This window comes from Streptomyces sp. NPDC055013 (assembly GCF_053608645.1).
Genome location: NZ_JBSGVW010000003.1, coordinates 347,534 through 365,857, shown reverse-complemented (window position 1 = coordinate 365,857; position 18,324 = coordinate 347,534). Strand labels below are relative to the sequence as shown.

At 69.7% G+C, this 18,324-nt stretch carries 13 protein-coding genes; 7 read left to right on the top strand and 6 right to left on the bottom strand.

Features of this window, described 5'->3' with window-relative positions:
* Positions 1-3: 3 nt before the first annotated feature.
* Complete coding sequence (locus tag ACWGDB_RS06345) at positions 4-2,079, bottom strand: PhoX family protein (protein WP_453821331.1); 2,076 nt, start codon at positions 2,077-2,079, stop codon at positions 4-6.
* A 287-nt stretch (positions 2,080-2,366) separates the two neighbouring features.
* Here ACWGDB_RS06345 and ACWGDB_RS06340 point away from each other — a divergent pair, with 287 nt between their 5' ends.
* From ACWGDB_RS06340 to metG (ACWGDB_RS06330), 3 genes are all read left to right on the top strand, one after another.
* On the top strand, positions 2,367-3,968 hold the full coding sequence (locus ACWGDB_RS06340) for a VWA domain-containing protein (RefSeq protein ID WP_453821330.1): 1,602 nt from the start codon (positions 2,367-2,369) through the stop codon (positions 3,966-3,968).
* Positions 3,969-4,102: 134 nt separating this feature from the next.
* A complete protein-coding gene (gene metG / locus ACWGDB_RS06335; protein WP_453821329.1) occupies positions 4,103-5,818 on the top strand; it encodes a methionine--tRNA ligase in 1,716 nt (571 codons plus the stop codon).
* Between the two features lie 41 nt (positions 5,819-5,859).
* A complete protein-coding gene (gene metG / locus ACWGDB_RS06330; RefSeq protein WP_453821328.1) occupies positions 5,860-7,434 on the top strand; it encodes a methionine--tRNA ligase in 1,575 nt (524 codons plus the stop codon).
* On the opposite strand, the gene ACWGDB_RS06325 is transcribed toward metG (ACWGDB_RS06330), so the two are convergent.
* Entirely contained in the window at positions 7,427-8,791 is a 1,365-nt protein-coding gene (locus tag ACWGDB_RS06325) for a pectate lyase family protein (RefSeq protein WP_453821327.1), read from the bottom strand. The genes metG (ACWGDB_RS06330) and ACWGDB_RS06325 overlap by 8 nt on opposite strands.
* 225 nt (positions 8,792-9,016) lie before the next feature.
* Between ACWGDB_RS06325 and ACWGDB_RS06320 the strand changes: the two genes are divergently transcribed.
* The 3 genes from ACWGDB_RS06320 to ACWGDB_RS06310 all read left to right on the top strand — a co-directional run bounded on the left by ACWGDB_RS06320 (position 9,017) and on the right by ACWGDB_RS06310 (position 10,712).
* A complete protein-coding gene (locus ACWGDB_RS06320) occupies positions 9,017-9,493 on the top strand; it encodes a hypothetical protein (protein WP_453821326.1) in 477 nt (158 codons plus the stop codon).
* Between the two features lie 85 nt (positions 9,494-9,578).
* Positions 9,579-9,944 (top strand): PH domain-containing protein, encoded by a 366-nt coding sequence (locus ACWGDB_RS06315; RefSeq protein ID WP_093907565.1) that lies wholly within the window; start codon positions 9,579-9,581, stop codon positions 9,942-9,944.
* A gap of 60 nt (positions 9,945-10,004) precedes the next feature.
* Entirely contained in the window at positions 10,005-10,712 is a 708-nt protein-coding gene (locus tag ACWGDB_RS06310; protein ID WP_453821325.1) for a nucleotidyl transferase AbiEii/AbiGii toxin family protein, read from the top strand.
* A 137-nt stretch (positions 10,713-10,849) separates the two neighbouring features.
* Here the strand turns inward: ACWGDB_RS06310 and ACWGDB_RS06305 are convergent, their stop codons facing one another.
* Together ACWGDB_RS06305 and aspS are read right to left on the bottom strand one after the other, a co-directional pair.
* Positions 10,850-11,800 carry an intradiol ring-cleavage dioxygenase gene (locus ACWGDB_RS06305; RefSeq protein WP_453821324.1) on the bottom strand — a complete coding sequence of 317 codons (951 nt, stop codon included), beginning with the start codon at positions 11,798-11,800 and terminating at the stop codon, positions 10,850-10,852.
* Between the two features lie 150 nt (positions 11,801-11,950).
* Entirely contained in the window at positions 11,951-13,714 is a 1,764-nt protein-coding gene (gene aspS, locus ACWGDB_RS06300) for an aspartate--tRNA ligase (protein WP_453821323.1), read from the bottom strand.
* 178 nt (positions 13,715-13,892) lie between these two features.
* Here aspS and ACWGDB_RS06295 point away from each other — a divergent pair, with 178 nt between their 5' ends.
* Positions 13,893-16,079, top strand: a complete 2,187-nt coding sequence (locus ACWGDB_RS06295; protein WP_453821322.1) for a SpoIIE family protein phosphatase — start codon at positions 13,893-13,895, stop codon at positions 16,077-16,079.
* On the opposite strand, the gene ACWGDB_RS06290 is transcribed toward ACWGDB_RS06295, so the two are convergent.
* Together ACWGDB_RS06290 and ACWGDB_RS06285 are read right to left on the bottom strand one after the other, a co-directional pair.
* Complete coding sequence (locus ACWGDB_RS06290; protein ID WP_453821321.1) at positions 16,022-17,107, bottom strand: AI-2E family transporter; 1,086 nt, start codon at positions 17,105-17,107, stop codon at positions 16,022-16,024. The two genes, ACWGDB_RS06295 and ACWGDB_RS06290, sit on opposite strands and share 58 nt — an antisense overlap.
* Before the next feature lie 151 nt (positions 17,108-17,258).
* Positions 17,259-18,239 carry a pirin family protein gene (locus tag ACWGDB_RS06285; protein WP_453821320.1) on the bottom strand — a complete coding sequence of 327 codons (981 nt, stop codon included), beginning with the start codon at positions 18,237-18,239 and terminating at the stop codon, positions 17,259-17,261.
* Between the last annotated feature and the right edge of the window lie 85 nt (positions 18,240-18,324).

Here is an 18,324-nt window from a genome sequence, read left to right as displayed (position 1 = left end):
GGCTCAGACGCCGATGTCGCAGCCGTCCTTGCGCCAGACCGCCACGACCGCCGGGCGGTTGATCTTGCCGGCACCGTCGGGCCAGGCGCTCAGCGGCTTCTCGGCCGTGGCGCCGTCGATCTCGCCCGGGTGCTGCACGGCGACGAGCACGCGGCGGTCCTGGATGAGCGGCCCGCAGGTCTCCGCGCCCTTCGGCACCGTCAGGAACTGCTTGAGCTCACCACGCCGGTCACCGCGGGTGGCGACACCGAAGAGGCCGTCGTGCGAGCCGAGCTGCGCGCCGTCGGTGGAGATCCACAGGTTGCCGTACGAGTCGAAGGCGACGTTGTCCGGGCAGGAGATCGGCGAGACGCCGTCCTTCGGGTACCCGGCGAAGTAGGTGGCCGGGTCCTCCGGGTCACCGGCGACCAGGAACAGCGACCAGGCGAACTTCTTGCTGTCGGCCCGGTTCCAGCGCTCGGTCAGCTCCAGGATCTGCCCGTGCTTGTTGGCGTTGCGCGGGTTGGCCTCGTCCGCCTTGGCGTTCGCGCCGATGCCGCGGTTGGTGTTGTTGGTGAGGGCGACGTACACCTTGCCGGTGTGAGGGTTGGGCTCGATGTCCTCGGGCCGGTCCATCTTCGTCGCGCCGACCTTGTCACCGGCGAGGCGCGTGAAGACGAAGACCTCCTCGGCGGTCATGCCCTCGACGTGCGAGACGGCGCCCTTCGCGGTCGCCGTGGCCAGCGGGATCCACTCGCCGCTGCCGTCGAACTCGCCGTCGGCGGGAAGCTTCCCCGTCCCGTCGATCTCGATGGCCGGGGAGTCACCGGTGAGCTTGGCGACGTAGAGCGTGCCCTCGTCGAGCAGCGAGAGGTTGTGCTCCCGCACCGCGCGCGAGCTGCCCTTCTTCATCCGCTTGCTGCCGACGAACTTGTAGAAGTAGTCGAAGCGCTCGTCGTCACCGGAGTAGACGACCGGGCGGCCGTCGTCGGTCAGGCGCACGGTCGCGCCCTCGTGCTTGAAGCGGCCGAGCGCGGTGTGCTTGCGCGGCTTGGAGTCGGGGTCGTACGGGTCGAGCTCGACGACGTACCCGAAGCGGTGCACCTCGTTCGGCTCCTGCGCGACGTCGAAGCGCTTGTCGAAACGCTCCCACTTGCGCTCGGTGGCGCCGGTGCCGATGCCGTAGCGCTTGTCCGTGGCGCGGGTGGCGTTGCCGAAGTACTGGTTGAAGTTCTCCTCGCCGTGCAGCGTGGTGCCCCACGGGGTGACGCCGCCGGCGCAGTTGTTCAGGGTGCCCAGAGCCTTGCGGCCGGTCGGGTCGGCGGAGGTCTTCAGCAGGTCGGAGCCGGCGGCGGGGCCGGTGATCCGGAACTCGGTGGTGGCGGTGACGCGGCGGTTGAGCGGGTGGCGGGAGACCGGGGTGAGCTTGCCGGTGCGGTGCTCGGACTCGACGACGACCGCGGACAGACCGTGCGCGGCCCAGGCGATCTCGACCTGCTCCTTGGTCGGGTTGGCGGCGTCGTAGCCACGGAACATGAGTACCTCGTCGGTGTACTCATGGTTGGCGACGAGGATCTGGCGGCCGCGCTCGCCGGGGACCGGCAGCAGCGCGAGGAAGTCGCAGTTGTACCCGAACTGACCGGCCTGGGCCTTGGCGGTCTGCTTCGCCGGGTCGAAGGCGGGCGCACCGCGCAGGATGGGCTCACCCCAGCGGATGACTATGTTCTGCCCGTATCCGTCCGGAATGGTCACGGTGTCGGCGGTGTTGGGCGCGACGGGGTTGAACCGCAGACCACGGGCACCGCGGCCGAAGGTACCGGTCCGCTCGGTCGCGGCGGCGGCCTCGGCTGCCTCGGCCTTCGGCGCGGCGACGGTGGCGGAGGCTCCCACGGCGGCGGCCGCGGTGACGACGGCGGCGGCGCGCAGCGTCGTACGGCGGCTGACGGCCTCGGCGATCACGTCACCCACGTACGGGTTCGTGGTGGTGTTGGGCACCTCGTGGAAACAGGCGTCACCACACCGGAACCGGCAGGTCAGGGCGGCCCGGCCGCCGGGATGCGAGTCACTGTTCGTTCTGATGATCGGCAGCTGAATACGCATGATTTTTTGTACTCCCCTTGCTTCCCCTTGAGTGCAGCGTGGGGGACGGTAGGGGCACGTTTGTGCGGGAGCGGGGCGACTGCATGAACTGGAGGTGAATCAGAGGTATCCGTACGGGAGTTGAGCCCGCGCCGCGGAATCGGCGCGATGCAGCCCTTGACGTACGCCGACGGACGGAATCCTTCTGTGTCCGCCCCTCCCCAAGATCGCCATCTGGGGCCGCTAACCTTACGTGTCCGTCCTGGCCAGGGATCGACGGGCATCAACTCACGCGAAGGGTTGCGGACATGGGCATTCTCACTCTCCTGCGGAACGCATTCGGCCGGTCACGCAAGGTTGGTACGGCCGAAGCAGAGGGTGCGACTCCTGCGCCGGAACCGCAGCCGACGCTTCCGTCCCCCTCCCCGGAACCCACCCCGCCGACCACGGCCCAGGTCCCGGAACCGCGCACGTCGGAGCCGCAGACTCAGCCCACGCCCGACGAGTCGGACGACGAGCACGAGCTGGTCTCGGCCGCCTTCGACAACATCTCGGTGCCGAAGCCGGCGGACCCCGCGGAGGCCCGCACAACCGAGGAGCCGCCTGCGGCAGAGCCGACGCTCACCGAGGAACCGGCCACGGAGACCCCGGCCGCCGAGGAGCCGGCCCAGGCCGAGCAGCCGGTCACGGCGGAGCCGGTCACGGCGGAGGAGCCCGCCACCGAGTCGGCTGCCGCCGAGGCACCTGCCGCAGTGGAGCCGGCCCAGGCCGAGGAGCCGGTCACGGAGACCCCGGCCGCCGAGGAGCCGGTCACGGCGGAGCCGCCTGCCACGGAGGAGCCCGCTGCCGAGCCGGTGGAGGCCGAGGAGCCGGTTGCGGCAGAGTCGGCTGCCGCCGAGGCGCCCGCCGTGGAGGAGCCCGCTGCCGCCGAGGCGCCTGCGCCGCTGGAGGTGACCGAGGAGCCGAAGGCGGCGGAGACCACTCCCGAGCCCGTGGCTGCCGAGACCGAGCCGGAGCCGGAGCCCGTCGCAGCCGCGGCCGCCGACGGCGAGGAAGCCCCACAGGGGCCACTCGCAGCCGACGGCGAAACCGGCACGGGTGGTGCGGGTGGGAACAACGAGGCCGAAGGCGAAGCCGAGGCCGAGCCCACGCCAAAGGCCCCCGCAGCCGCCGACGGCGAGACCGCCCCACAGGAGTCACCCGCGGCCGACGACGAAACCGGCACGGGTGGTGCGGGTGGGAACAACGAGGCCGAAGGCGAAGCCGAGGCCATCCCCGCAACCCTACGCACCGCCCACACCGCCGCCGCAAAAACCCTCACCAAAACCAACCTCACCGGCACCACAGCGAAGCTCTACCTCGTGCTGGACCGCTCCGCGAGCATGCGCCCGTACTACAAGGACGGCTCCGCCCAGGCCCTCGCCGAGCAGACCCTCGCCCTCGCCGCCCACCTCGACTCCGAGGCCGCCGACCCCAAGGTCCACGTCGTCTTCTTCTCCACGGAACTCGACGGCACCGGCGAGCTCACCCTCACCGACCACGAGAACAAGATCGACGAGCTGCACGCGGGCCTCGGCCGCATGGGCCGTACCAGCTACCACGTCGCGGTCGAGGAAGTCCTCGCCCACCACGCCAAGACCGCCCCCGACGCCCCCGCCCTGGTCGTCTTCCAGACCGACGGCGCCCCCGACGCCAAGACCCCCGCCACCCACGCCCTCACCGTGGCCGCGAAGAACCACCCCGCCGTCTTCTTCTCCTTCGTCGCGTTCGGTGACCCGGAGAACAAGGCCTTCGACTACCTCCGCAAGCTGAAGCTGGACAACATGTCCTACTTCCTGGCCGGCGAGGACCCGAAGGAGCTCACGGACGCGGAGATCTACGAGGGCATCCTGGCCACCTGGCGCCCGTAACCGCCGAAGACCACCCCGGGCCGCCCGCTTCCCACCCCTCGAAATGGGAAGCGGGCGGCCCACCCGTGTCGGCTACGATTTCAAGGTTCGCAAAGAACCAAGAACCCCGAAATCCGACCTGGGAGCAGCCCCCGATGGCTCGACACCTCATCACCAGCGCCCTTCCGTACATCAACGGAATCAAGCACCTGGGCAACATGGTGGGGTCCATGCTCCCGGCGGACGTGTACTCCCGGTACCTCCGCCAGCGCGGCCACGACGTCCTCTACATCTGCGCGACGGACGAGCACGGCACCCCGGCCGAGCTGGCCGCCAAGGAGCAGGGCCTGCCCGTGGCGGAGTTCTGCGCCCAGGCGCACGACGCCCAGAAGGCTGTCTACGACGGCTTCGCGCTGGCCTTCGACTACTTCGGCCGGAGTTCCTCCCCGCAGAACGTCGAGATCACCCAGCACTTCGCCCGCAAGCTGAACGAGAACGGCTTCATCGAGGAGCGGGCGATCCGCCAGGTGTACAGCCCCACCGACGGCCGCTTCCTCCCGGACCGCTACGTCGAGGGCACCTGCCCGCACTGCGGCTACGACAAGGCCCGCGGCGACCAGTGCGAGAACTGCACCCGCGTACTCGACCCCACCGACCTGATCGACCCGCGCTCGGCGATCTCCGGCTCCACGGACCTGGAGGTCCGCGAGACCAAGCACCTCTTCCTCCTCCAGTCCAAGCTGCAGAGCGAGGTCATGGAGTGGGTCGCCCGCCACGACGGCGTCTGGCCGCACCTGGCGTCCTCCATCGCCCACAAGTGGCTGACCGAGGGCCTGCACGACCGTGCGATCACCCGTGACCTGGACTGGGGCGTCCCGGTCCCGGCCGACACCTGGCCGGAGCTGGCGGCCGAGGGCAAGGTCTTCTACGTCTGGTTCGACGCCCCGATCGAGTACATCGGCGCGACGAAGGAGTGGTCGGACCTCGACCCGTCGACGCGTGACTGGAAGTCCTGGTGGTACGACGTCGACACCGACGTCCGCTACACGGAGTTCATGGCGAAGGACAACGTCCCGTTCCACACGGTGATGTTCCCGGCCACGGAGCTCGGCATCCGCGAGCCCTGGAAGAAGGTCGACTTCGTCAAGGCCTTCAACTGGCTGACGTACTACGGCGGAAAGTTCTCCACGTCCCAGAAGCGCGGTGTCTTCACCGACCAGGCCCTGGAGATCCTCCCCGCCGACTACTGGCGCTACTTCCTGATCGCCAACGCCCCCGAGTCGGACGACTCGTCGTTCACCTGGGAGCACTTCACGGCCACGGTCAACAAGGACCTGGCCGACACCCTCGGCAACTTCGTCAACCGCGTCCTGTCCTTCTCCAAGAAGCGCTTCGGCGAGGAGGTCCCGGCGGGTGCCGAGGCCGGCGAGGCGGAGGCGAAACTGGGGGAGCAGATCGCCGAGCTCCTCGCCGAGTACGAGCAGCACATGGAGACCCTCCAGTTCCGCAAGGCGGCCGCCGCCCTGCGCGCGCTGTGGTCCGCGGGCAACTCCTACCTGGAGGAGAAGGCCCCCTGGCTGGAGATCAAGACCGACAAGGACGGCGCCGCCCTCACCCTCCGTACGGCGATGAACCTGATCCACCTGTACGCGGTGGTCTCGGAGCCGTTCATCCCGTCGTCGGCGGCCGCCATGCGCCAGGCCTTCGCCCTGAAGAACGACACGGCGACCTGGGTGAGCCCCGAGGAGGCCAGGTCCCTCACGGCCGTCCCCGCCGGCACCCCCTTCACCGTCCCGCCGGTCCTCTTCGCCAAGCTCACGGACGAGGACCTGGAGGCGTACAAGGAGCGCTTCGGCGGCGAAGGCGCCTAAAAGATATGAGGGGCGTCGCGCGACTGTGATGGAGTGAGGTCATGACGTACTTCGTCACGACCCCGATCTACTACGTCAACGACGCCCCGCACCTGGGCCACGCCTACACGACGGTGGCGGCCGACGTCCTCGCCCGCTGGCACCGGCAGCGGGGCGAGGACGTGTGGTTCCTCACCGGGACCGACGAGCACGGCCAGAAGATCCTGCGGACGGCCGAGGCGAACGGCGTGCCGCCGCAGGTCTGGGCCGACCGGCTGGCCGAGGAGTCCTGGAAGCCGCTCTGGCGGCACCTGGAGATCTCCCACGACGACTTCATCCGTACGACGGAGAAGCGGCACACGGACCGGGTGCAGGAGTTCTTCCAGGACCTGTACGACAACGGCCGTATCCGCAAGGGGAGTTACGAGGGGCCGTACTGCGTCGCGTGCGAGGAGTACAAGCTCCCCGGCGAGCTGATCGAGGCGGCGGACGGCACCCTTCTGTGCGCGATCCACAAGCGCCCGGTGGACCTCCTCAAGGAGGAGAACTACTTCTTCAAGCTCAGCGAGTACGGTGAGCGCCTCCTCGCCCACTACGAGGCCAATCCCGACTTCATCCAGCCGGAGTCGGCCCGCAACGAGGTGGTGAACTTCGTCCGGGGCGGCCTTCAGGACCTCTCCGTCTCCCGCTCGACGTTCGACTGGGGGGTCAAGGTCCCCTGGGACCACGACCACGTCATCTACGTCTGGGCGGACGCCCTCCTCAACTACGCCACGGCCGTCGGCTACAACGAGAACCCCGGGAAGTTCGAGTCGACCTTCCCGGCCGACGTCCACCTCGTCGGCAAGGACATCCTCCGCTTCCACGCGGTCATCTGGCCGGCCATGCTGATGGCGAACGGTCTGCCGCTGCCGGGCCGGATCGCGGCCAACGGGTGGCTGCTGGTCGGTGGCGAGAAGATGAGCAAGTCCAACCTGACCGGCATCGAGCCGCAGGACCTGACCTCGCACTTCGGCGTGGACGCCTATCGCTGGTACTTCCTGCGCGCGATCGCCTTCGGTCAGGACGGCTCGTTCTCCTGGGAGGACTTCTCCGCCCGCTACACCAGCGAGCTGGCGAACGACTACGGCAACCTCGCGTCCCGGGTGGCGGCCATGGTCGGCAGGTACTTCGGCGGCGAGCTGCCGGCGTCGACGGCCCACGGCGAGGCCGAGCAGGCCGTGCAGGAGGGTCTCGCCAGGGCCGTCGCGGAGGCCGACCGCAGGATCGGCGACGAGCTGGACTTCCAGGGCGGCATCCTGGCGGTCTTCGACTTCGTGAAGCAGGTCAACGGCTACCTCACCGAGCAGCAGCCGTGGAAGGTCGCGAAGGACGAATCCGAGCAGGGCCGGGCCCGTCTCGCCACCATCCTCTACACGGCCGCGGAGTCCCTGCGCGCGATCGCGGTGCTCCTGGCTCCGGTCATGCCGGAGACCTCCGCGAAGCTCTGGGACTCCCTGGGTGCGGACGCCTCCCTGGGCCGCCTGAGGGACCAGAGGATCCAGGAGGCGGCCGACTGGGGGAGGCTCCCCGCCGGTACGACGGTCACCAAGGGCGCGGCGCTGTTCCCACGGCTGGAAGAGGCGCCGGCTACTTGAGGACCCCGGCTCCCGTGCTGGTCGCCAGCTCGGTCGCGAGGTTCTTCGCCGAGGTCTGCAGACCCGCGGTGAGCGCCGGCTTCCAGTTCACCGTCGTCTTGATCTTCTTCGAGCTCGCGGCGTTGTAGGCGGCCACGATGTCGGTCGCGGTGCCGTTGACGAGGTTGCCGGTGCCCGCGATCGAGCCGGTGCCGTCGCCGCTCAGCAGCTTGGCCGTCTTGGCACCGGACGGGAGCGTCCAGGCGTTGTGCTCGGCGACGACCTGGGCCTTGGCGCGGGAGTCGATGCTGTACTTCGGCTCGTAGCCGTTGAGCGCGGTCGTGTCGTAGAGGTTGTTGTAGAGGTGGATCCGGCCGATGCGGGCCAGGGGCGCCCGCTGCACGATCCCCTTCCAGACGTTGTGGTGGAGGGTGACCCGGAGCTTGCCGGCGCTGTCCGTGTCGCTGCTGCCGATCAGCATCGTCTTGTCGTGGCTGCTGAAGACGTTGCGCTCGACGGTCACCAGGTCGGAGCCGCCTGTGATGTCGAGGGCGCCGTCGTGGATCTGGTACTTGCGGCCGAAGTACGTCTTCAGCGACTTGTCGAAGACCGGCGCGTCCGTGAACGTGTTGTGGTCGGCCCAGACGTTCGTCGCGCCGCGCAGGGTGACGGAGTCGTAGGCGGAGTTCCACTCGCCCGCCGAGCCGTCCGTCGGGTCCCACTGCGGGAAGCAGTCCTCGGTGGCGGAGAACGTCAGGTTGCGGACGGTGACGTTCTTCACGTTCTGCACCTGGAGGCTGCCGCCCGTGATGCCGGCGTTGGTGCCCGGGACGCCGACGAGGGTGGTGTTGGCCGGCACCCGGAAGACGACGTTCTTCTTCTGCTTCTCCGCGGCGGCCTTGCGGGCGTTCTCCTGCGGGCCCGACGGCGCCTTCCTGCCGTACGTCGCCGGGTCGTATGCCTTGAGGTACGCCGCGAGCGAGTAGCCGGTACCCGAGGCGTGGTCGGCGCAGGTCAGCTTCTTGCCGGCGTCGCTGGTGTTGGCGTCGACGGTGCCCTTGACCTTGATGATCCGGGGCGTCGTGTCGGAGACCGACCCCAGGGCCTTCAGCAACTGCGCGCGGGTGCTGACGGTGTACACGTGCGCGGAGTCGGCCTTCGAGCCGCCCGTCGTACCGGAGCCGGAGGCCGCCCACCCGTCCTTCGCGGGCAGGGACTGGTGGTAGAGGTCGACCGCGTCGGCGCTCGCGTTCACCACAAGGACACCCGCGCCGACACCGGCGGCCGCGACCGCGGCGGTGGCGATGACGGTACGGCGCCGACGCAGGGAACGGCGATGGGAGGGGCGCTGGACAGGGCGGGGGGAATCGGATGCCACGAATGAGTCCTTCGGCTGCTTCGGTGGGGCTCGCACACCGGCGAGCGATCCCGCGTGAGCGGGCTTCCGACTCCTCTGTGGTCGCGGAGATCCGAAAGGTTGCCGTGGAGGTCTTGACTGATCGGTGTGCAACTCGGGGACATCACGCGGATGTTGTCCATCCGGTTGGCATGGATCACCCCCCACCGCCACCATGCCCCCCGTCACGACCGTATGGTTTCCGCCATGGCAGTCCCAGAGGTCATCCCGATCGCCTACGAGCCGCACGGCCGTACCGAGGCCATCGGTTGTTACGCGGACGGACAGTTCTTGGGGTCGGTCACATACGCCTTCCCCAAGGATTTCGACCTCGGCACCGGCTGGGAAGAGCACAAACGCCTGTACTCGGTACTGCACACCTTCGACCCCGAGGGCCGGTACCGCGACTCGGAGATCTGGTGCGCCGGCACCTGGGCCGAGCAGATGCGCGCCCCGCACGGACCCGACTCGGTGCTCGCCCGCGCCCGCGCCCACCTCGCGACCCGGCTGCGCAGCCTTCCCCGCCGTACGTACACGGACATCACCGTCCGACCCTTCCAACTCACCGTCGACGGCGTGCTGTTCGGACTCGTGACGGACGAGGACGAAGGTGAGGCGTGGGCCGAGCTGTACCCGGACCACCTGGGCTTCGGGGCGCCCTGGGACGGTTCGTACGACACCTGATCGTTTACGCCCCTATGCCTGGACACCCCCGAGGCGCTATACATTGCGAAGATCATGTAAGGCCATCAAGTGGGGGGATCCATTCATGGCGCTCTTCGGTAACGCGCACACCATCGACCAGGGGCAGGCGCAGCAGGACTACGCGCGTCTGCTGGGCCACGGTGAGCAGGTGCACGCGGCGTACCTGCTGATACGGGACACCATCCTGTTCACCGACCGCCGTCTGATCCTGGTCGACAAGCAGGGCATCACCGGCAAGAAGGTGGAGTACCACTCGATCCCGTACCGCAGCATCACGCACTTCGCGGTGGAGACGGCCGGCACCTTCGACCTGGACGCCGAGCTGAAGATCTGGCTCTCGGGCTCGGCGACGCCGGTCCAGAAGACGTTCACCAAGGGCGTCGACATCTACGAGGTGCAGGCGATCCTGACGCAGTTCGTGGCGAAGTAGCCGTACGCCCGGCCCCGCCGAAGTCGCCCGACTCGGCGGGGCAGCCATAATCGGCGCACGATGATCCAGCAGCCCCGCCACCTCCTGACCGATGTCCTCGCTCTGGGCGCCCGCTATCCCCTCGTCCTGGCCGGCGAGTACGCGGTCCGGGCGCACGGTCTGACGTCGCGGGAGTCGGTGCGGGGGCCGCTGGAGGTGGCGACGGAGTCGCCCGAGCCCATGTCCCGGATCGCCGCCGACATGCTGCGCGGCCTGACCGGACTCGGCTGGCGGGTACGCCCCCTGGAGACCGACCCGCTCTCCGCCCGGCTGCTCGTCACCGCCCCGGACGCCGGTGACCAGCTCGCCGGAGGCCATGCCGAGGAGCACACGCTCGACCTCCTGAAGGAGACTCTCTGGCACCCGCCGGTCACCACCGGCCTCGGCCCGGCCCTCTCCCTCGAAGACCTCATCGGCACCAAGGTCCGCGCCCTGACCGACCGCGGCACCGCACGCGACCTGATCGACGTCTACGCCGCCGCGGCCCACTGGAGCTTCCCCGACCTGGAGGAGCAGGGCCGCCGCCACGCCTGGGACGAGTTCGACCCGGCCGACCTCCAGTCCCGCCTGGAGGCGACGGAACTGCTGGACGACCGGGTGTTCACCGCCCGGGGCCTCACCGCGGAGTCGGTGGCAACGCTGCGCCAGTGGGTCAGGGCCTGGGCCGACGACATCGCCGAACGCCTGCTGGAGGAGGAAGCGCTCAGGCCTCCGCCGGACGAGGAGTGACGACACGGCGCGATCTCGCGACCTGGCGGCTTCAGGCTCGGGGCGGACGACAGCGCCGAGCGCCTACTGGAGGACTGTGAATGCGGGGCGGACGTGTGCGCACATCCGCCCCGCGTCGTCCGTCGGGTCAGGTCAGGTCATGTCCCGGTGTTCGTCGCCTCCGGGTCGACGCCCACCGTGATCGTCGCGAGGACACCCTTGGCGATGTCGTTCTTCTTGTACTTCAGCTTGAGCAGGCCGCCGGTCGTCCCGCTCTGGTCGTAGATCGTGTCCTCGTCGAGCGTGGTGCGTTCCGTCGTGGACGTCGAGTACGGCTCCTCCTCGGCGGAGAGCAGGACCGTCTCCTCGTCGAAGAAGAACTGGCCGGTGTGGCAGGTCGTGCCGCCCTCGTACCCGGCGTCCGTCCACTCGCCGCTGACGTGCACCTTGGTGTGGATATGGACGCAACGGCCCTGGTACCAGCCCGGGAAGACGGTCTTGAAGGTGACGAAGCCCTTGCGGTCCGTCCGCCAGGTGCCGCGCAGATAGCGGGTGTCGCTGGTCGGCTCCTCGTGCCCGCCGCCACCGCCGCCGGCCGGCGGCTCTCCGGTCGGGGTGCCGGACGGCACCGCGGTGGGCGTGCCCGAGGGGGCGTCCGTGGGCGGGGTGCCGCCCCCGCCGCCGTTCGAGAAGGACTCATAGCCCGAGTACAGGCCCAGCGCGTCGCAGTGCCAGATGTCCACGGCCGCGTTGCCGACCGGCTTGCAGCTCTCGGCGTCGATCACCTTGATGCGGAGGGTGAGCGGGATGCCCTCCTTGTCCTCGGTGATGTCCTGGCGGAGCTTGTCGGCGTCGATGTAGTAGGGGCCCTCGGTGGTCTCCGAGGTGAGCTTGTAGCAGGTCTCCGCGGCGGTGGAGCCGCTGCTCGCCGACGCCTTCGCACCCGACGCCTTCGCACCGCCCGCCGCCGGCTCACCCGCGAAGGCGCCCGCCGCCAGCGTGCCGCCCACGCCGACCGCCGCGGCGGCTCCCGCACCGGCGACGACGACCTTGCGACGCGTGAGGTCCCGCTTGTGTTTCGGCCCTTCGGCCGTCTGGTTTCCCGTCATGTGCAGGGAAGTTAGGGAGCGTGCCTGTCAGGGGGTTAGGTAAGACCTGAGTGAGAGCCCTGCATGACGGCCACAAGAGAAAGTGGCTCGGAACCGACGCCGGTTCCGAGCCACTTCTCGAGTTCGCTGCCTGCTTGGGCAACGAGCCGCCTACTTCGGCTGCGGCTTGCGCACCGTCAGGTGCAGCTCCTTCAGCCGCGCCTCCTCCAGCTCCGTCGGCGCGCCCATCATCAGGTCCTGGGCGTTGCCGTTGAGCGGGAAGGCGATCGTCTCGCGGATGTTCGGCTCGTCGGCGAGCAGCATGACGATGCGGTCGACGCCGGGGGCGATGCCGCCGTGCGGCGGGGCGCCGAAGCGGAATGCGCGCAGCATTCCGGCGAACTTGTCCTCGACGGTCTCGCGGTCGTAACCGGCGATCTCGAAGGCCTTGAGCATGATCTCGGGCTCGTGGTTCCGGATCGCGCCGGAGGACAGCTCGACGCCGTTGCAGACGATGTCGTACTGCCAGCCCAGGATGTCCAGCGGGTCCTGGTTCTCCAGGGCCTCCAGGCCGCCCTGCGGCATGGAGAACGGGTTGTGCGAGAAGTCGATCGCGCCGGTCTCCTCGTCCTTCTCGTACATCGGGAAGTCGACGATCCAGCAGAACCGGAAGACGCCCTCCTCGAAGTGCCCGGCACGCTTGGCGGCCTCGACCCGCACCGCGCCCATGATCTTCGAGACCTCGTCGAACTCGCCCGCGCCGAAGAACACGGCGTGGCCGGCCTCCAGGCCGAGACGCTCGGTGAGGACCTTGACGTTCTCCTCGGTGAGGAACTTGGCGATCGGGCCGGTCAGCGAGCCGTCCTCGGCGACACGGACCCAGGCCAGGCCCTTGGCGCCCTGCGAGACCGCGAAGTCACCGAGCTGGTCGAAGAACTTTCGGGGCTGGGCGGAGACGTCCGGCACCGGCAGCGCGCGCACATGCTTGCCGGCGAACGCCTTGAACTCCGAGCCCTCGAACACGTCGGTGATGTCGACGAGTTCCAGCTGGGCGCGCAGGTCCGGCTTGTCGGAGCCGTACTTCAGCATCGCCTCGCGGAACGGGATCCGCGGGAACGGCGAGGTGACGTGGCGGCCGTTGCCGAACTCCTCGAACAGCTCGGTCATCAGCTTCTCGACGGGCTGGAAGACGTCCTCCTGCTCGACGAAGCTCATCTCGATGTCGAGCTGGTAGAACTCGCCCGGCGAACGGTCCGCACGCGCGTCCTCGTCACGGAAGCAGGGCGCGATCTGGAAGTAGCGGTCGAACCCGGAGATCATCAGCAGCTGCTTGAACTGCTGCGGCGCCTGCGGCAGGGCGTAGAACTTGCCCGGGTTCAGCCGGGAGGGGACGACGAAGTCGCGGGCGCCCTCGGGGGAGGTCGCGGACAGGATCGGCGTCGCCATCTCGTTGAAGCCCAGCGCCGTCATCTTGTGGCGGATCGCCGAGATGACCGACGTACGCAGCAGGATGTTCTTGTGCATGCGCTCGCGGCGCAGGTCCAGGAAGCGGTACTCAAGGCGCCGCTCCTCGTTGACCCCGTCCTCGGCGTTGATGGTGAAGGGGAGCGGGGCGGCCGCGCCGAGCAGCTCGACCTCGCCGACCTCGACCTCGATCTCACCGGTGGGCAGCTCGGGGTTGATGTTCTCGGCGCCGCGGGAGACGACCTTGCCGTCGACGCGGACGGTCGACTCCTTGGAGAGCTTGTCGAGGGCCTCGTACGAAGGCGTGCCGGGACGGGCGACGAGCTGCGTGATGCCGTAGTGGTCGCGCAGATCGATGAAGAGGATGCCGCCCAGGTCGCGCCGATTGTGCAGCCAGCCACTCAGTCGGACGTCGGTGCCGACGTCAGAGGAGCGGAGCTCGCCGCAGGTGTGGGACCTGTACCGATGCATCGTCGTTCATCCAGTCTTCGCGGATCGGGGGGCTTGTTTCACGTGAAACTCCCCCCAGCCTACCGGGGACCCCAAGATCGGCTCCCCACCATTTGGCGGTGCCCGCGGGCCCTTCCCGACCGGGTGCCCCGTACAGCTTCGGTGGCAGTGTGCGATCACCTCTTCTTAGAGTGGGGCAATGCGCACTGGTGAGCCCCTGCCCGCCGTGGGGGAGGTTCTCGCCGCCCTCGCGACCGGACTGTGGCACTGGAACACCGCCACGGGACTGGTCACGGTCGACGCGGAGGCGGCACGGCTGCTCGGGCTGCCCGCCGAACAGGCCACCCTCAGCCAGGCCCAGGTGCGCGCCCGCCTGCACCCGGTCGACTGGAACGAGATCAGCGGGGTGATCCAGCTCGCCGTGGCCGAGGGCACGCTCGGCGAGGCGCGGGTGCGGATCATGGACGAGCGGGGCCGGGTGATCCGGCTCGGCCGCAGCCGCTTCCACGCCTCGTTCGACCGCGAGAAGAAGTCGTACGAGGTGACCGGCTCCCTCCAGGAGGTCACCGAACCGGTGCCGGGCACCTCGGCCGGGCGTACGGCGGTCACGGGTGACTGGCGGCGCTCGCGGGAGGCCTTCCTGCTGGACGCGGGCCGGGCGCTGGCCGAGGCACGGTCGACGGCGGAGGTGCTGCGGGTCGCGGCGGGCCTGTCGATGCCGGGCTTTTCACCGGACGGCCTGGCGGTGTTCGGCGTCACGGGCGATCGCCTGACGATCATCGGCCATCACGGCCACCAGCCCGGCGACGAAAGCCCCTTCACACACATGGCCCTGGGGACGGACTACCCGGCCGCCGAGGTCGTCCGCACCGGCCGTGCCGTCTATCTCTCCTCACCCGAGCGGTACAAGGACCGCTACCCGGTCACCTGGCCGCTCGCCGCGCACTTCAACCGCCAGTCCTGGGCGTTTCTGCCGCTGACCGTGGCAGGCCGCACGATGGGCGCCTGGATGGCGGCGTTCACCTATCCGGTCGCCTTCACGCCCGACGAGCGGTCCGTGCTGACGACGGTGGCCCGCATGCTCGCCCAGGCCCTCTCCCGCGCCGAGGCCGCCGAGTCCGCGCGCGAGCTGACGGACGGCCTGCAGCGTTCGATGCTCCCTCAGCTCGGCCCCGAGATACCGGGCATGAGCGTGGCGGCACGCTATGTCCCGACCGGCGGCGGGCTTCAGGTCGGCGGCGACTGGTACGACATGATCCCGCTGCCTGGGGGCACCTCCCGGACGAAGTCTGGGGGAGGCCGCTTCGCCCTCGTCATCGGCGACGTCCAGGGCCATGACGTACGGGCCGCGGGCCTGATGGGCCAGCTGCGGATCGCGCTGCGCGCCTACGCCTCCGAGGGCCATCGCCCCGACGCCGTGCTCTCGCGCGCCTCGCGCTTCCTGCACGGGATGACGTTCGGCTCCCTCGACGAGGACCCGACCGACCTGCGCTTCGCGACCTGCCTGTACGTCGAGGTCGACCCCGCGACCGGGCTGCTGGACATCGCCCGCGCCGGGCACCCGGACCCGGCGATCCGCATGATCGACGGCACAGTGCTCGCCCGTCCGACGGCCGGCGGCCTCCCGCTCGGCATCGACCCGGACGCCGACTACCCGACGACCCGGATCACCCTGGAACCCGGCGAGACCATGCTGATCTGCACGGACGGCCTGATCGAGACCGGCGGCCACGACCTGGAGACCGGCTGGAAGCGCATCCGCACGATCCTCGAGGAACACGACGGCGACCTGGAGGCACTCGCCGACGCCCTCGTCCAGGCCGTTCACGGCCCGTCCTCCCACCACACCACCGGCCCGCTCGCCGACCGGCGCGAGGACGACATAGCGGTGCTGCTGCTGCGGCGGCAGGAGGAGGGGTGCGGCTGTGGTGACCCGGTCACCGTACGGCCGACGGTCCGGCGCACCATGCTGTCGGTGGCGCAGGCCGAGCCGGAGCGGGTCGCGGTGGCCCGGCAGCAGCTGCGGGAACTGCTGCACGACTGGGCCAGCGACGACCAGGTGGACTCGGCGGTCCTGCTGCTGTCCGAGACGCTGACGAACGTCCTCGTCCACACCGACGCCGACGCCCTGCTGCTGGCGGAGGTGCGGGGCGGGCCGGGGGACCGCCGGGTGCGCGTCGAAGTGACGGACACCAGCGACGACCTGCCCCACCGGCGCCGGCCCGGCGAACTGGCGTCGTCCGGGCGGGGCCTGATGCTGATCGAGCTGCTGGCTCACGCGTGGGGCGTGGACCCTCGGGGCGAGGGCAAGAGCATCTGGTTCGAGTTCTACGAGTCCGAGGGCGCCGGGGGCACGGACGGGCCGGGGGGCTCGGAGTCGGCGTAGCGCTCTCTCAGTTCGTACACGACTCCGGTGGCGGCTGCGGTGAGCGGTACGGCGAGCAGCATGCCGAGGATGCCGGCCACGGAGGCCCCCGCGGTGATCGTCACCATGACCACGGCCGGGTGCATCTGAACGGTCCGGCTCTGGATCACCGGCGTCAGCACATGCCCCTCCAGCTGCTGCACGGCGAGCACGATGCCCGTCACCCACAGCGCGACGACGAACCCCCGGTCGGCCAACGCGACCAGCACGGCGACCGCTCCCGAGATGAAGGCGCCGAGATAGGGGATGTAGGCCCCGATGAAGACGAGCGCACCGAGCCCGACCGCACCCGGCACGTCGAGGATCAGCAGTCCGACGGTGATGCAGACGGCATCGATGAAGGCGATGAAGGTGGTCCCCCGCATGAACCCTTCCACGGCCCGGAAGGCGCGCCTGGCCATGGCCTCCACCAGGTCCCCGCTGCTACGGGGCACCACGGACCGCACGGCACCGGCGGCCCGATGGGAGTCCCGCAGGAAGAAGAAGACGAGCAGCAGCGCGAGCACGGCGATGGCGATGGTCTCGCCCACGACACTGACCCCGCTGATGACCCCGGAGGCGGCCGTCCCGCCGAACTTGGTGAGTAGCTCCTTGGAGTTGGTGGCGAGGTCGTCCAGCGAGGTTCCGGCGGCCCCGAAGTGCTCGGCCAGGTCCTGGCCCGCCTGTTTGAGCGAGGCGACGATCTGGTCCCCGCTGTCGACGATCGCGGCGCCGACGATGTAGACGGTCCCACCCACGACGGCCACCACCGCGACACAGGTGAGCCCGGCGGCGACCGACCGGTTCACCTTGGCCTTCACCAGCCGCCGGTGCAGCGGCCCGAGCAGCGCCGTCCCGAGCAGCGCGAGCAGCACGGGCACCACGGCCGTACTGAACTCCACGACCAGCCGGATCCCGACGTAGACCACCCCGGCGACGAGCAACACGACAGCGCACCATGCGGCGAGCCGCCGGACGGGATCGGGGAGCAGCGGGGTGGGGGCCTGCACGGTTCCAGCGGATCACGCGCGGGGCGAGGCTGTCGTGCGCGGGCGGACCGGGTGGGTGACGGGACGCCGGAAGGCCCGCAGCCGCACCGGGGGGGGCGGAGGCGGGCCTTCTCGTGTCGGCGGGTCAGGCGTGTCGTGCGGGTTGGGCGGGTCAGGCCTTGGACGGGCCGTCGGCGCTCATCCCGTGCACGGCCGGGATCGTGCCCAGCCGGCCCTTCTGGAAGTCGTCGAAGGCCTGCTGGAGTTCGTCACGGGTGTTCATGACGAACGGGCCGTAGTGGGCCATCGGCTCGCGGATCGGCTGCCCGCCCAGGAGGACGACCTCGAGGTCCGGCGTGTGGGAGTCCTGCTTCTCGTCGGCGCGGACGGTCAGGGAACCGCCGCTGCCGAAGACCGCCGTCTGGCCCAGCTGGACCGGGCGGTGTTCCGCACCCACCGTGCCGCGGCCCGCGAGGACGTACGCGAGGCCGTTGAAGTCCTCCCGCCACGGCAGCGTGATCTCCGCGCCCGGCGCCAGCGTCGCGTGGATCATCGTGATCGGGGTGTGGGTGATGCCGGGACCCTGGTGGCCGTCCAGCTCGCCCGCGATGACGCGCAGCAGCGCGCCGCCGTCGGGGGTGGTGAGCAGCTGGACGTTGCCGCCGCGGATGTCCTGGTAGCGCGGGGCCATCATCTTGTCCTTGGCCGGGAGGTTCACCCACAGCTGCAGGCCGTGGAAGAGGCCGCCGGACATGACGAGGGACTCCGGCGGGGCCTCGATGTGGAGGAGACCGCTGCCGGCCGTCATCCACTGGGTGTCGCCGTTGGTGATGGTGCCACCGCCGCCGTTGCTGTCCTGGTGGTCGAAGATCCCGTCGATGATGTACGTGACGGTCTCGAAGCCGCGGTGCGGGTGCCAGGGGGTGCCCTTGGGCTCGCCCGGCGCGTACTCCACCTCGCCCATCTGGTCCATCATGATGAACGGGTCCAGGTGGCGGTAGTTGATCCCGGCGAACGCACGGCGCACCGGGAAGCCCTCACCCTCGAAACCGCTCGGCGCGGTCGTGACGGCGAGCACGGGACGGGCAACGGCGTCCACGGGCGCGGCGACGCGCGGCAGCGTCAGCGGGTTCTCGACGGTCACTGCAGGCATGTCGGTACCTCCTTGTGCGTCCACTTTAGTTGAGCGTTGAACTTCTTGCTACCCCTAACGGGAAGAACCCGGAGGGCATTCCCTC

Bases quoted from the DNA above. Each gene is read 5' to 3' on its own strand.
- ACWGDB_RS06345 (WP_453821331.1), bottom strand. From the start codon at position 2,079: ATGCGTATTCAGCTGCCGATCATCAGAACGAACAGTGACTCGCATCCC.
- ACWGDB_RS06340 (WP_453821330.1), top strand. From the start codon at position 2,367: ATGGGCATTCTCACTCTCCTGCGGAACGCATTCGGCCGGTCACGCAAG.
- metG (WP_453821329.1), top strand. From the start codon at position 4,103: ATGGCTCGACACCTCATCACCAGCGCCCTTCCGTACATCAACGGAATC.
- metG (WP_453821328.1), top strand. From the start codon at position 5,860: ATGACGTACTTCGTCACGACCCCGATCTACTACGTCAACGACGCCCCG.
- ACWGDB_RS06320 (WP_453821326.1), top strand. From the start codon at position 9,017: ATGGCAGTCCCAGAGGTCATCCCGATCGCCTACGAGCCGCACGGCCGT.
- ACWGDB_RS06315 (WP_093907565.1), top strand. From the start codon at position 9,579: ATGGCGCTCTTCGGTAACGCGCACACCATCGACCAGGGGCAGGCGCAG.
- ACWGDB_RS06310 (WP_453821325.1), top strand. From the start codon at position 10,005: ATGATCCAGCAGCCCCGCCACCTCCTGACCGATGTCCTCGCTCTGGGC.
- ACWGDB_RS06305 (WP_453821324.1), bottom strand. From the start codon at position 11,800: ATGACGGGAAACCAGACGGCCGAAGGGCCGAAACACAAGCGGGACCTC.
- aspS (WP_453821323.1), bottom strand. From the start codon at position 13,714: ATGCATCGGTACAGGTCCCACACCTGCGGCGAGCTCCGCTCCTCTGAC.
- ACWGDB_RS06295 (WP_453821322.1), top strand. From the start codon at position 13,893: ATGCGCACTGGTGAGCCCCTGCCCGCCGTGGGGGAGGTTCTCGCCGCC.
- ACWGDB_RS06285 (WP_453821320.1), bottom strand. From the start codon at position 18,239: ATGCCTGCAGTGACCGTCGAGAACCCGCTGACGCTGCCGCGCGTCGCC.